Origin of the sequence: Streptomyces sp. NPDC057438, assembly GCF_042802995.1 — a bacterium.
Classification (GTDB): Bacteria; Actinomycetota; Actinomycetes; order Streptomycetales; family Streptomycetaceae; genus Streptomyces.
Genome location: NZ_JBHVDD010000001.1, coordinates 89,636 through 102,504, shown reverse-complemented (window position 1 = coordinate 102,504; position 12,869 = coordinate 89,636). Strand labels below are relative to the sequence as shown.

Here is a 12,869-nt window from a genome sequence, read left to right as displayed (position 1 = left end):
ATCCACGGGAAACACCGCGTCCCGTCCGTTTCCTCACGGATTCCATGAACGAACGCGAAGCGAAGGCGTTTGCTTTCGGGGCGGGACGGGGTGACGGTAAAGGGATGTTTGCCCGACTGGTGAACCCTTTGCCGGTCACCGTTCCGTGACCTGGCTTCGGTTCCGCAATTCCGGGGAAGCACGCGTGAAGCACGGCCGGGTGTGCTTCATTTCCTTTCGTGAGTACCGTGAGGAATTCCCTGAGAACGGCCGCCGGACTGATATGTCTGGCGGTCCTGGCCTGCACGGGTTGCACCACGGGGACCGACGGGTCCGCGTCCGCACCCGAGGGCTCGGCGGCACCCGGTACGCCCACGGAAACGGAGTACGCACCGTACGTGAGCGCCACCGCCGCCTCCCCCCTCGACGGCGCCGGGTCGGCCGCCGCCTACAACCTGGCGTTCGTGATCGCCGACGGCGACGCGTGCACGCCCGCGTGGAACGGGACCAAGGCCGTCGACGACCCGGCGGTCAGGTCCCGGATCGCCGCGCTCACCGCTTCCGGAGCGTCGGTGCGGGTCTCCTTCGGCGGCGCCTCCGGGCCGGAGCTGGCCGAGGTATGCGACAGCGCGCCCGAGCTGGCCGCGGCGTACGGCGCGGCCCTGGACGCGGCCGGCTCGACCGCGGCCGACTTCGACGTCGAGGGCGACGCGCTGAAGGACACCGTCTCCGTCGACCTGCGCTCGGAGGCGATCGCGCTGCTCCAGCGGGACCGCCCCGGCCTCACCGTCACCTTCACCCTCCCCGTCATGCCGTCCGGGCTCGACGACCACGGCGTGGCGCTGCTCGAATCGGCCGCCGCCGAGGCCGTGGAGGTCACCACGGTCAACATCATGACCATGAACTACGCCCGTTCGTACGACGGTGACATGGGCGACTACGCGGAGCGGGCGGCCGAGTCGGCGCACGAGCAGCTGCGGGCGGTCTTCGATACGGGCGGGTCGACGGCGTGGGGGGCACTGGCGCTGACCTCGATGCTCGGCGTCAACGACATCGACAACGAGACGTTCACCCTGGAGGACGCGGCACAGGTGCGGGAGTTCGCGCGGGAGAAGGGGGTGGCCTGGGTGTCGATGTGGGCGACGTTCCGGGACCGGGAGTGCGGGGGCGGGGCGCGTGACGCGCTGGTCGACTGCAGTGGGGTCGAGCAGGAGGACGGGGCGTTCGGGGAGGCGTTCTCCCCGCGCCCCTGACAGCGGGATCGGCGGTGCCCCTCAGCGGCTCAGTCGCTAGGCGGCTCAGCGGCGGCGGTGGACCAGGCGCCCCGCGCAGACCGTGGCCACGCAGGTGCCGGAGTCGTCGAAGACCACCAGGTCCGCCCGGCCCGCCTCCACGATGGCCGGGGGTGCCGGGTGCGGCAGGACGACCACGTGGTTGCGCTCGGCGGCCGCACGGAGTTCCGGGGTGTCCGCGTGCTGTCCCAGCACCGCCGTCGCGCCCGACTTCAGAACCGCGTGGACCCGTTCGCGGGGTGACGGGGCGTCCGGGAGCGGGCCCTCGTGCACCCGGCCGGGCCCGAGGACACCGGGCCACCGCCGCACCCGGGCGTCCGGGAACCGCTGCCGGACGGCCTCCGACGGCCCCACGGCCCGGATCCGGGCGCCGTCCACCACGACGGCGCCGTCCTTGATCGGCTCCGGGTCGTCCCAGGTGCGCCGCACCTCGTCGGCGGCGTGAATCGTCAGCACGGCGGCCCTAGTTGGCGTTCAGCAGCTTCAGCTCGGGGTGGGCCGTGCCGCCCTCGATGGCCGTGGACGAGATGTGGGACATGACGCGCTCGTCGACCGGGTCGTTCGCCGGGTCCTCGTGGACGACGATGTGCTCGTAGGTCGTGGTCCGCTGGGCCGGGACGCGGCCGGCCTTGCGGATCAGGTCGATGATCTCCATGCGGTTGGAGCGGTGCTTGGCACCGGCGGAGGAGACCACGTTCTCCTCCAGCATGATCGAGCCGAGGTCGTCCGCGCCGTAGTGCAGGGAGAGCTGGCCGACCTCCTTGCCGGTGGTGAGCCAGGAGCCCTGGATGTGGGCGATGTTGTCCATGAACAGCCGGGCGATGGCGATCATGCGCAGGTACTCGAACAGCGTGGCCTGCGTACGGCCCTTGAGGTGGTTGTTCTCGGGCTGGTAGGTGTACGGGATGAAGGCTCGGAAGCCACCCGTCCGGTCCTGCACGTCACGGATCATCCGCAGGTGCTCGATGCGCTCGGCGTTGGTCTCACCGGTGCCCATGAGCATCGTGGACGTGGATTCGACGCCCAGGTTGTGCGCGATCTCCATGATCTCCAGCCAACGCTCGCCGCTCTCCTTCAGCGGGGCGATGGCCTTGCGGGGGCGCTCGGGAAGCAGCTCCGCACCGGCGCCGGCGAAGGAGTCGAGGCCGGCCGCGTGGATCCGGGTGATCGCCTCCTCCACGCCCACCTTCGAGATCCGGGCCATGTGCTCGACCTCGGACGCGCCGAGGGAGTGGATGACCAGCTGTGGGAAGGCCTTCTTGATGGCGGCGAAGTGCGTCTCGTAGTACTCCACCCCGTAGTCCGGGTGGTGTCCGCCCTGGAACATGATCTGCGTGCCGCCCAGCTCGACGGTCTCCGCGCAGCGGCGCAGGATGTCGTCGAGGTCGCGCGTCCAGCCCTTGTCCTTGGCCTTCGGCGGGGCGTAGAACGCGCAGAACTTGCACGCCGTGACGCAGACGTTCGTGTAGTTGATGTTCCGTTCGATGATGTACGTCGCGATGTGCTCCGTGCCCGCGTACCGCCGCCGGCGGACGGCGTCGGCCGCGGCGCCGAGCGCGTGCAGCGGGGCGTCGCGGTAGAGGTCGAGCGCCTCCTCTGGCGTGATCCGCCCACCCGCGGCGGCACGGTCGAGAACGGACTGGAGGTCGGCCTTCTCGGTCACCGGGAGCGTCCCTTTCGTAAGGGTTGAACAGACCGAGCCAGCCTACGCCAGGGCCGGGGATCACCCGACGTCAGCCCGTCCGCCTGTGGAAAACTCCGGCACAGGGACCTGTTCAGGCCGCGTACGCCTCCAGCAGCAGCGCGACGTACGCACCGGCGATCATGAACGGTCCCAGGGCCACCAGCTGCCCGCGCACCGCGCGGCCCCGGACCGCCAGGACCAGGGTGTACGCGCTGCCGATGAGCGCGCCGGCGAACGTGCCGAGGTACAGCGCCCCCCAGCCGTACCAGCCGAGGACGGCGCCGAGGCCCAGGGCCAGTTTCACGTCGCCGAAGCCGAGGGCGACGGGCCTGAGGAGGAAGAAGAGGAAGTAGAAGCCGCCGAGGGCGAGGGCGCCGTAGGCCGCCGTCCGCCACTCGCCCGCGTGCTCGGGCACGAACGCGACCCCGCCCAGAAGGGCGAGCGCCAGGCCCGCGAAGGGGAGTGTCAGGGGGTCGGGGAGACGTTGCGCGCCGAGGTCCACGAGGGCGAGCAGGACGCCCAGGGGGGCGAGGAGCAGCCATACGGCGAGTTCGGGGCGGAAGCCGGTGGCGAGGGCGAGGGAGGCGCAGACGAGGGCGGTCATGGTCACGACGGCGGGGGTGCGAGGGCCGTAGGCGCAGGTGGGGGGTTGGACTGTCGAGGGTGGGGCGGTGGGGGCGGTCGTGCAGCGTGCGGGGCCCAGCCAGCCGGCCGCCGGGCCGGTGATGCGGTGGCCGGCGGGGCACGCCTGGTGCCAGGGGGTGTCCTCGTCGGCCGTGAAGCGGTAGGCGGGGCGGGGAAGCAGGGTGCCCGCGGCCGCGCCCCAGAGGGTGGCGGCCAGGGTGAGTGCGATCAGCCAGGGGTCCGGATCCACGGAGGCAGCCTATGAGGGGGCGGGGCGGGGGTGAACCGGGGTGTTCTCGCCCCCGCCTCCGCTACCCGTCCCTCCTCCAGGGGCTGCGCCCCTTCGACCCCCCGCTGCGGGTCCGGTGGGGGCTTGTCGCGCGGGGAACCGCTACTCCACCCTCGCCAACCGGGCCGTCGGCTTGCCCGCGTCCGCGTTGGTCGAGGTGTAGGCGAGTTCCTTGCCCACCGGGGTGAGGGTGATCTCGTGGGTGTTCCTCGTGCAGGTGCCGGGGTTGTTCTTGGTGTCGGCGATGCTCGTGGCGACGATGTTCTTCTTGGTGACCTTCTTGAGGACGAGCTTGTCGTCGCAGGTGCCGCCGAGGAGGTCGACGGAGCGGAACGTGCCCAACGCGTCGCCCACCGCGGCCTGTTCGAGGGTGACGGTGAAGGTGCCGGCGGGGAGGCTGCCGGAGAGGGCGTAGCCGTCGCCCTCCCAGGTGCCCAGGTACCGTGCGGGCAGCTCGCCCGCCGCGTCCTCCCCCGGCGCTTCCGTGTACGTGGCCCCGCTGCTCGGACTGGCCTCGGCCGACGGCGCCTTGCCCGCCGCGTCGCCCTTCTCCTCCCGGCTCCACAGCGTCCCGGGCCCGACCAGCATTCCCACGCCCACCAGCGCGAACACTCCCGCGATCGCCAGGGCGACCGAGCAACTCACCCTCCGGCCCCGCCCGTTCGCGGCGGTCGTGGAGGTGGCCGCCACGCTCAGGGAGAGCTTGCCCGGCGCCGGCGGGACCGTGTCCGGCGCCGCACCTTCGGTCCGCTGCCCCGGTACGTGCGTCACGGGCGGCGCCTGTGACCCGTGCACAGCCTGCGACGGCTGTGAGGCTTGGGCCGACTGTGACGCTTGCGACGACATCACCGGCGGCGGCCCGAACACCCCGCTCGCGGCGGGCACATCGGCCTTCGCGTCACCGGCCGGGCTCCCCGCCGCCGACGCGCCCGTCCCGGCCGTCCCCACCGACGGGCTGCTGAACCCCACCGGCCCGGACGGAACCTCCTCCGCCACCGCCTCCAGGTTCAGCAACTGCACGGCGCTGCGGCCGACCTGTTCCACCAGCGGTCCCGGCAGCCAGCCCGCCGCCACCAGCCGGGCCGCGCCCTGGGGGGCCAGGGTGCGGGCGACCTCGTCGGGGCCCGGGCGGGCGGCGGGGTCCTTGGCCAGACAGCGCTCGACCAGCGCGCGCAGGTCGCCCTCAAGTCCGTCCAGCCGCGGCGGCTCGTGGACGACCTTGTAGAGGAGGGCGGCGGAGGAGTCACCGGGGAAGGGGGACTGCCCGGTCGCGGCGTACGCGAGGACCGCGCCGAGGGAGAAGACGTCCGCCGCACCGGAGATGCCCTTGCCGAGGATCTGTTCGGGGGACATGTAGCCGGGGGAACCGATGGACACGCCCGTCGAGGTGAGCGAGGCCGTGCCGTCCGTGGCGCGGGCGATGCCGAAGTCGATGAGGAGGGGGCCGTCCACCGTGAGCAGCACGTTCGACGGCTTCACGTCGCGGTGGACCAGGCCCAGCGCGTGCACCGCCGCGAGCGCTTCGGCCAGGCCCGCGCCCAGGACCCGTACCGAGTGGGGCGGCAGGTGGCCGCCGTCCGCGATCGCCTGCGCGAGGGACGGGCCGGCGGCATAGCCCGTGGCCACCCACGGGACCGACGCCTCCGGGTCCGCGTCCAGGACCGGGGCCGTCCAGGAGCCCCCCACGCGGCGGGCCGCGTCGACCTCGCGCCGGAAGCGGGCGCGGAACTCCTCGTCCAGGGCGAAGTGCGGATGCACGATCTTGACGGCGACGGTACGGCCGCCCGCGCTGCGCCCCAGATAGACCCGGCCCATCCCGCCGGACCCCAGCCGGCCGAGCAGCCGGTAGGGCCCCACGACCGTGGGCTCGCCGGTATCGAGCGGTTGCATGGGCGGCACCTCCCCCGTACGTCTCGCGCGCCACCCGTACGTCCCCCGTACGGACCCTCCACGACGCACGACTCCCCAGCAGCGTAGTGCCGTACGCCCGGAGGGGAATGCGAGCGGCGGCGGCCGGTCGGCGGGCGATGCCACAGACCGGGGAATTCGTCAAACGAAATTCTGGGAAGTTCGCCGGGAACTCCGGGGGAAATGTTCAGGAAAGCAGGTCGACCTTCACGTCCGCCGGAAATCCCGTGGTGGGGCCGACCCGCCGCGCGAACTCGGCGACGGCGCTCAGCTGCGGCACGCCGAAGCGGAAGTCCAGGGTGGTGAAGTACCGCTCCAGGACCCGCTCGTCGAAGGCCTCCCAGCGGGCGGCCTGCTCGGCGACCTTCGCCACCTCGGTCAGGGACAGGTCCCGGGAGGCCAGGAACGCCTCGTGCACCTTGCGGGTGACCTCCGGCTCCCGCTCCAGGTAGTCCCGCCGCGCCGCCCACACCGCGAAGACGAACGGCAGCCCCGTCCAGGCCTTCCACATGGCGCCGAGGTCGTGCACCTCCAGGCCGAAGTTGGGGCCGTCGAGCAGATTGGCCCGCAGCGCCGCGTCCCCGATCAGTACCGCCGCCTCCGCCTCCTGCATCATCAGCGGGAGGTCGGGCGGGCAGGTGTAGTAGGACGGCCGCACCCCGACGCTCTCGGCCAGCAGCAGCTGCGCCAGGCGTACGGAGGTGCGCGAGGTGGAGCCCAGCGCGACGCGTGCGCCGTCCAGGCGGTCGAGGGGTACCTGGGAGACGATGACGCAGGACATCACCGGCCCGTCGCAGCCGACGGCGATGTCGGGGAAGGCGACCAGGTCGTCCGCGTTGCGCAGGAACTCGACGAGCGTGATGGGCCCGATGTCGAGATCTCCGCGCACCAGCTGCTCGCTGAGCTTCTCGGGGGTGTCCTTGGTCAGCTCGAAGTCGAGGAGCGTGCCCGTTCTCGCGAGCCCCCAGTACAGAGGCAGGCAGTTCAGGAACTGGATGTGGCCGACGCGCGGCCGGTTGCGAGAATTGTCCACATCGCGAGGCTAGCCCTCATGGGGTACGGTGCGGGCTCCGGGGGCCGGGAGAGGCTCCCGAAGCCGGATGGACACCACGTGTCAACGCTTTCGGCGGCGTGTCGCCGGTGGGCCCGGTGGTGCGGAAGAGGCGATGCGTCAACCCCCGAGTCGGGCCGATCAAACATCCGGGTGACGTGATCTTGCCCTCTATTGCATTCCCCTGCCTGCGTGCTAGGCTCGCCGCAAGTTGCAGTTTGGTTTCCCTTGCAGTACAGAGCCTGCGGAGCATGTAACCGCGGGCTCTCGTCTTTTCAGACGTATGCAGTTGTGCGGCATCTTGTTTTCACACTTGCAGGGTTCTGGAGCAGGGCAACCCTTTGGGCCCAAGGAGGGCTTATGGCTACCGGAACCGTGAAGTGGTTCAACGCCGAAAAGGGCTTTGGCTTCATCGCCCAGGAAGGTGGCGGCCCGGACGTCTTCGTCCACTACTCCGCCATCAACGCGAACGGCTTCCGTTCGCTGGAGGAGAACCAGCAGGTCTCCTTCGACGTGACGCAGGGCCCGAAGGGCCCGCAGGCGGAGAACGTCACGCCCGTCTGATCGAGGGATGCCCCTCTGACGACGTCTGATTGCAGTACCCAAGGAGCCCCTTGCCTTTCGGCGCAGGGGCTCCTGCCTTTTTCCCGGCGTCGGCTGTCCGGGCCGGCGCTCCCGGGTTCGCCAGGGCCGGTCGTCCTTGGTGGGGTCAGTCGTCCGTGGTGTAGGTAAGGCGGATCACCTTGCCTGGGGCGAAGTCGCTGTCGATCCTCTTCCCATTCACGACGAGGCGGAGGACGCTCGCCTCGCCGAGGACCAGGTCGATCGACTCCTCGGCGGAGAGGGTCCTGGTCTCACCCGGTTGGAGCAGTCCGTCGTAGAGAAGTTCGCCGGCCGAGTCCTTCGCAGAGACCCAGCTCCGGCCGTCCTCGGCGGTGACACGGACCGTGACCTCGTTCGCGCCGTCCCGCGCGCCGGCGCCTCCCGAGGACTCACCGGCCGCCGAGGAGGTCGGCCCGTGGGCCGGCGACACGCCGGTCGTCCCGTCCCGGTTCGCCACGTACACCCCGGCGGCGACGAGCACGCCCACGACGAGCAGGGCGACGAGGGCCGCGACCGGTCCGCGCGAGCGCGGGGGGCGGACCGTGCCCGTGCCTCCCGTGCCGTCTCGGCGTTCGACGCTGTCGACGTCGTCGCTGCCGCTCCGTGACAGATCCGCTCCCGACTCCACTGCTGCCGGCCTCCCCCCGTGCGACACCGCGCACTCTAGGACGGCGCGGGACGAGGGACCGTTCCCGAACGGGGCCGGGGAATCAACGAGCCCGGGGAGTCAGGGCGAGGACGGAGCGGGGTGATCAGCGCGGGGGACGGCCGTCCCCCGAGCGGCTGCCCCGCGGTTCCTCCGGCACCCGCCGCAGCCGGACGCCCCGCCCCAGGTGCGGTTCGAGGCCCTTGGCCGCGAGGAGGGCCCCGCGTCCCCCGGGCCTCCTTCCTCGCGAACTGCCTTCCTCGCGGGCCGAGTCGGCCGTAGCCTGCCCGCATGATCGATCAAGGTTTGGTGGACGGGGTGGGGCGGCGGATCGCCCTGCACGAGGTCGACGACGAGAACTGGCGGGCCGTCGCGGACGTCGCTCCCCTGGACGGCCAGCGGCGGTACGTTCCGGCGCTGGCCGCTCGATACCTCCTGCTGTCCCTCCGCGAGGGCGTGTGGAACTCGCTCGCGGTCCGCGCCGACGACACCGTGGTGGGGCACGTCATGTGGGGGCGGGACGAGGACGGCTCGTACTGGGTCGGCGGGATGCTGATCGACGGTGCCGAGCAGGGCAGGGGGGTCGGGCGGGCGGTGGCGCGGACCCTTCTGCGCTGGCTGGCGGACCGTCCGGACTGTACGGTCCTGCGCCTGTCGTACCACCCGGAGAACACCACCGCCGAGCGCCTGTACACCTCGCTGGGGTTCGTTCCGGTGCCCTCCGGTGAGGGGGACGCGGACGACGAGGTGGTCGCCGAGCTGTCCGCGACGTCGGTCGGCCGGGTCAGCGGCGCTCCTTGAAGTGCGTGGCCACGAAGAGCGCGGCGGTGGCGCAGACGACTGTCCCGGCGCGGACGAACAGCCCGCCGTCGTCGCCGGGCGGGACCAGCGGCATGTCCCGGCCCAGCATGCGCACGAACACCCACGCGTACGTCCACCCGGCCACGCCGAGCGCGGCGAACGTCAGGGCGACCTTGCCGTTGGCGGAGGTGGGCAGGGAACGGATGCCGTCCAGCACCCGCCGTGCGTCCAGGGCTTCGGCCTCTGGCCGCCGCTGACGCTGGTGGAGACCGAGGAGCAGGAAGGCGGCGGCGTAGACGGCCCAGCCGGCGAGCGACAGGTGGTCCGCGAAGGGGTCCCCGTCGCCCGGCTCTCCGAAGGTCCGGACTGCGGACCAGCTCCAGAGTGCGGCGGCCAGGAGCATGCCGACCGCCGAGAGCCGGCCCCACTTCGAGGACAGCAGCTGCATCATGCGTCTTCGTTCCATGTGACCGCACGGTATCGGCTGCGTCTGCGCGCACGACAAGCCGTGGTGCTGGGAATTCGTCAGGACGTACAACCTCCCCCGGCCGAGACGACTCTTAGGGAGGGTCGGCATCGGCCGACGGGTCGGAACGGATCGGAACGGGGTGGGTCGTGGGGTCGGTGAGGAAGCGGGGCGTGCTGCTGGGCTGTGGAGGGCTGGTCGTCGTGCTCGGGGTCGGGGCGGTCGTGTGGGGGAACTGGTTCCGGGCGCCGTACTCGCTCGCCTCCTCCCCCCGCGTCGATGTGACCGTGCGGGCCGAGAAGTCGAGGTACCCCGATGTCCGGGAGACCGCCGAGGACGTCGACACCGTCGTGCGGGCGTATGTGCAGCGGCTCAAGGCCGGTGACGTGGAGGGGCTGATGGAGCTGGCCGGGCCCGCGTACGAGGAGACCCGGGGCGCCGCCTACGACCAGGTCCGTGAGTTCGGCGAGGGTGCCCGCGGGCATGTCGACGTCACGGTGACGGAAGGGGTCGTGGACTACTTCAATCCCGTCCGGCTCACCTACGACAGGACCGGCCAGAAGCAGGAGCTGCTGCTGGTGAAGGACGACGGGCACTGGTGGATCGGGCTGGGGGAAGGTGATCCGGCCGCCGGGATGTAGGGCCCGTTCCGCGGGCGTCGCGTCTTCGCGGACTACTTCTCGTACAGCCCCTCGATCTCCGTCGCGAAGGACCGTTCCACGACCTCACGCCGCAGCTTCATCGACGGGGTGAGGTGGCCCTCCTCCTCCGTGAAGCCGCCGGGGACGATGGTGAACCTGCGGATGGACTCGGGGCGCGAGACGAGGCGGTTGGCCTCGTCCACCGCGCGTTGCAGGACGGCTCGCAGGTCCGGGTCGGTGGCGAGGCGGTCGAGGGGGACGTCCTGCTTGGCGTTCATCAGGGCCCAGTGGGTGATGCCCTCGGGGTCCAGCGTCAGCAGGGCGGTGACGTAGGGGCGGCGGTCGCCTATGACCATGGCGTGGGCGATCAGGGGATGGGAGCGGAGCCAGTTCTCCAGCGGGGCAGGGGCCACGTTCTTGCCGCTGTCGGTGACGAGGATCTCCTTCTTGCGTCCGGTGATCGTGAGGTACCCCTCGTCGTCGAGCCGCCCGATGTCCCCGGTGGCGAACCAGCCGTCGGGGCCCGCGGGGACGACTCCGCCGGCCTGGGGGTCCCAGTAGCCGCGGAAGATCTGGCCGCCGTGCAGGAGGATCTCGCCGTCGGCGGCTATCCGGACCCGTGTGCCGGGCAGGGGGCGGCCGACCGTGCCCAGGCGGGGCAGGTTGGGCGGGGTGACCGTCACGGCCGCCGTCGTCTCCGTCATGCCGTAGCCCTCGAAGACGTCGATGCCCGCGCCGGCGTAGAAGGCGGCCAGGCGGCGGCCGAGGGGGCTGCCTCCGCAGATGACGTAACGGACCCTGCCGCCCAGCGCCTTGCGGATGCGGCGGTAGACCAGGGGGTCGTAGAAGGTGCGGGCCGTTCTGAGGAAGGCGGAGGGGCCGGGGCCGGTGCCGTGCTGCTCGGCCTCCAGGGCCTCGCCGTAACGGCGGGCCACGGCGGCGGCCCTGTCGTACGAGGAGGCGCGGCCCATGCGTTCGGCGGAGGCGCGGGCCGTGTTGAAGACCTTCTCCAGGACGTAGGGGATGACCAGGAGGAAGGTCGGGCGGAAGGACTTGAGGTCGGCGAGGAGGTCCTCCGTGCGGAAGCTCGGCGAGTGGCCGAGGCGCACCCTCGCCCGCATACAGCCGATCGCCACCATGCGGCCGAACACATGGGCGAGAGGGAGGAAGAGGAGGGTGGACGCCTCCTCGTCCGTCTTCGCGCGGAAGATCGGGTAGAGGAGGTCGATCGCGTTGTCGACCTCGGCGCAGAAGTTGCCGTGGGTGAGGGCGCAGCCCTTGGGGCGGCCGGTGGTGCCCGAGGTGTAGATGAGGGTCGCCAGGGTGTCGGGGCCCAGCACCCCGCGCCGTACGGCGACTTCCTGGTCGGACACGTCCCGGCCCAGCTCGGCCAGCCGGTCCAGGTGGCCCTTCTCGAAGACCCACATGTGGCGCAGGTCGGGGATGCGGTCCAGTTCGGGGCCGAGGGCGGCGGCCTGGCCCGCCGTCTCCACGGCCAGCGCGACCGCGCCCGAGTCCTGGAGGATCCAGCGGGTCTGGAAGACGGAGGAGGTCGGGTAGACGGGGACCGTCACCAGGCCCGCCGCCCAGGCCGCGAAGTCCAGCAGCGTCCACTCGTACGTCGTCCGCGCCATGATCGCGATGCGGTCGCCCGGCATCAGGCCTTCGGCGATCAGGCCCTTCGCCAGGGCCAGCACCTCGGCGGCGAACTCGGCCGCCGTCACGTCCCGCCACTCGCCCTCGCCCGCGTCGGCGCCCCGCTCCCGGTCCGGGTCTCCGTCCGCGCTCGGCTCGGCCGCCGCGCCGCCGCGCTTGCGGCTGAGGACGACCGAGTCGGGCGCGTGGGTCGCGTTGTCGAACGGGATGTCCGCGAGCGAGCCGTAGGCCGCCGACTCGGCGAGCGCGGGCACGTACGCCTCTCGCACGGCGCCGTCCAGCCGCTTCAACTCGGGCTCCACCGGCGCGGGTTCGGTGTGTTCGAGGCTGGACAAGGGCGACTCCTGGGCGTTCGTCGTGCCCGGATCGTACGGGGTTGGTGTGTGAGGTGCGTGTGAGTGTAGCGATGGTCCGGAGACGGAACGGGGCCGGGGATGTGCAGTGTCGCAGACCGTCGGCACATGGCTCACGCGCAGGTCAAGGGCGTGCCAAGTTACCTGAGGGTCGCTCACGTCCTGCGACATGAAAGGGTCCGCCCGACCCTTACCTCGGGTAACCTGACTATGGAGTAAGAAGCGGGTCCGGCGCGGGGAGTGGAGCCCGCGCGAGGAAGGGGAGACCGTTCGATGCAGCCGACGCAGACCCTCGCCGCTCCGCCGGCCCTCGGCCCCGCTCTCGCCCGGGGTGCCCTCCTCTCGCCGCGCAAGAGCCGCGGGCTCGCGGGCGCGGGCTCCCCGGCCCTGCCTCCCGGCGGGTTCCCCCGGCTCGTCCTCCCCGGCGTCCGGATCGACCTCGCCCGACTCGCCGCGTACGAGCGCGTCTGCGGGTTCCCCACCGGGGAGGACGCCGTCCCGCTGACGTACCCGCACGTCCTCGGCTTTCCGCTGGCCATGCGCATCATGTCCGGCCGCGGCTTCCCGCTGCCCCTCCTCGGGCTCGTCCACACATCGATCGAGATCACCCGACGCCGACGGCTGCCCGCCACCGGGGAGTACGAGATCACCGTGTACGTCGACGAGCTGACGCCCCACCGCCGGGGTACCGAGGCGACGGTGGTGACCGAGGTACGCGACGGGAACGAGAAGGAGGGCGGCTTCGGGGTGGCGGTGGGGGTCGCGTGGGAGTCCCGGAGCACGTATCTCGCCCGGCACGGACGGGGGGAGGGGGCGGGACGGGCGAGGGGTGACGCGAGGGGGCGGGGCGACGGAAGCGGTCGGGCGGCCGGCGGG

The 12,869-nt window shown here is 71.9% G+C and carries 12 protein-coding genes and 1 pseudogene; 5 read left to right on the top strand and 8 right to left on the bottom strand.

Features of this window, described 5'->3' with window-relative positions; translation table 11 throughout:
• The first annotated feature begins 227 nt into the window (after positions 1-227).
• Positions 228-1,232 carry a chitinase gene (locus ACFU5F_RS00510; protein ID WP_383880018.1) on the top strand — a complete coding sequence of 335 codons (1,005 nt, stop codon included), beginning with the start codon at positions 228-230 and terminating at the stop codon, positions 1,230-1,232.
• A 45-nt stretch (positions 1,233-1,277) separates the two neighbouring features.
• Here the strand turns inward: ACFU5F_RS00510 and ACFU5F_RS00505 are convergent, their stop codons facing one another.
• The 5 genes from ACFU5F_RS00505 to ACFU5F_RS00485 form a co-directional block, all read right to left on the bottom strand.
• Positions 1,278-1,727 (bottom strand): hypothetical protein, encoded by a 450-nt coding sequence (locus ACFU5F_RS00505; RefSeq protein ID WP_383880016.1) that lies wholly within the window; start codon positions 1,725-1,727, stop codon positions 1,278-1,280.
• Between the two features lie 7 nt (positions 1,728-1,734).
• On the bottom strand, positions 1,735-2,934 hold the full coding sequence (gene mqnC / locus ACFU5F_RS00500; protein WP_383880014.1) for a cyclic dehypoxanthinyl futalosine synthase: 1,200 nt from the start codon (positions 2,932-2,934) through the stop codon (positions 1,735-1,737).
• Positions 2,935-3,046: 112 nt separating this feature from the next.
• Positions 3,047-3,829 (bottom strand): prepilin peptidase, encoded by a 783-nt coding sequence (locus ACFU5F_RS00495; RefSeq protein ID WP_383880012.1) that lies wholly within the window; start codon positions 3,827-3,829, stop codon positions 3,047-3,049.
• A gap of 141 nt (positions 3,830-3,970) precedes the next feature.
• The gene (locus tag ACFU5F_RS00490) at positions 3,971-5,758 is read right to left on the bottom strand and encodes a serine/threonine-protein kinase (protein WP_383880011.1); all 1,788 of its coding nucleotides are present in this window, start codon (positions 5,756-5,758) and stop codon (positions 3,971-3,973) included.
• 205 nt (positions 5,759-5,963) lie between these two features.
• Entirely contained in the window at positions 5,964-6,809 is an 846-nt protein-coding gene (locus ACFU5F_RS00485; RefSeq protein ID WP_383880010.1) for a menaquinone biosynthetic enzyme MqnA/MqnD family protein, read from the bottom strand.
• A 378-nt stretch (positions 6,810-7,187) separates the two neighbouring features.
• Here ACFU5F_RS00485 and ACFU5F_RS00480 point away from each other — a divergent pair, with 378 nt between their 5' ends.
• On the top strand, positions 7,188-7,391 hold the full coding sequence (locus ACFU5F_RS00480) for a cold-shock protein (RefSeq protein WP_007490911.1): 204 nt from the start codon (positions 7,188-7,190) through the stop codon (positions 7,389-7,391).
• A 145-nt stretch (positions 7,392-7,536) separates the two neighbouring features.
• Here the strand turns inward: ACFU5F_RS00480 and ACFU5F_RS00475 are convergent, their stop codons facing one another.
• Entirely contained in the window at positions 7,537-8,058 is a 522-nt protein-coding gene (locus ACFU5F_RS00475) for a DUF4115 domain-containing protein (RefSeq protein WP_383880008.1), read from the bottom strand.
• Between the two features lie 309 nt (positions 8,059-8,367).
• Between ACFU5F_RS00475 and ACFU5F_RS00470 the strand changes: the two genes are divergently transcribed.
• Positions 8,368-8,877, top strand: coding sequence for a GNAT family N-acetyltransferase (locus ACFU5F_RS00470; RefSeq protein ID WP_383880007.1), 510 nt, complete (start codon positions 8,368-8,370; stop codon positions 8,875-8,877).
• Here ACFU5F_RS00470 and ACFU5F_RS00465 read toward each other — a convergent pair.
• On the bottom strand, positions 8,861-9,343 hold the full coding sequence (locus tag ACFU5F_RS00465) for a hypothetical protein (protein ID WP_383880005.1): 483 nt from the start codon (positions 9,341-9,343) through the stop codon (positions 8,861-8,863). The genes ACFU5F_RS00470 and ACFU5F_RS00465 overlap by 17 nt on opposite strands.
• A gap of 149 nt (positions 9,344-9,492) precedes the next feature.
• Here ACFU5F_RS00465 and ACFU5F_RS00460 point away from each other — a divergent pair, with 149 nt between their 5' ends.
• Positions 9,493-9,984, top strand: coding sequence for a hypothetical protein (locus tag ACFU5F_RS00460; protein ID WP_383880003.1), 492 nt, complete (start codon positions 9,493-9,495; stop codon positions 9,982-9,984).
• Positions 9,985-10,016: 32 nt separating this feature from the next.
• On the opposite strand, the gene ACFU5F_RS00455 is transcribed toward ACFU5F_RS00460, so the two are convergent.
• Positions 10,017-11,975 (bottom strand): AMP-dependent synthetase/ligase, encoded by a 1,959-nt coding sequence (locus ACFU5F_RS00455; protein WP_383880002.1) that lies wholly within the window; start codon positions 11,973-11,975, stop codon positions 10,017-10,019.
• A gap of 291 nt (positions 11,976-12,266) precedes the next feature.
• On the opposite strand from ACFU5F_RS00455, the pseudogene ACFU5F_RS00450 reads away from it, so the two are divergent.
• A pseudogene (locus tag ACFU5F_RS00450) lies at positions 12,267-12,797 on the top strand (hypothetical protein); the annotation flags it as partial.
• Between the last annotated feature and the right edge of the window lie 72 nt (positions 12,798-12,869).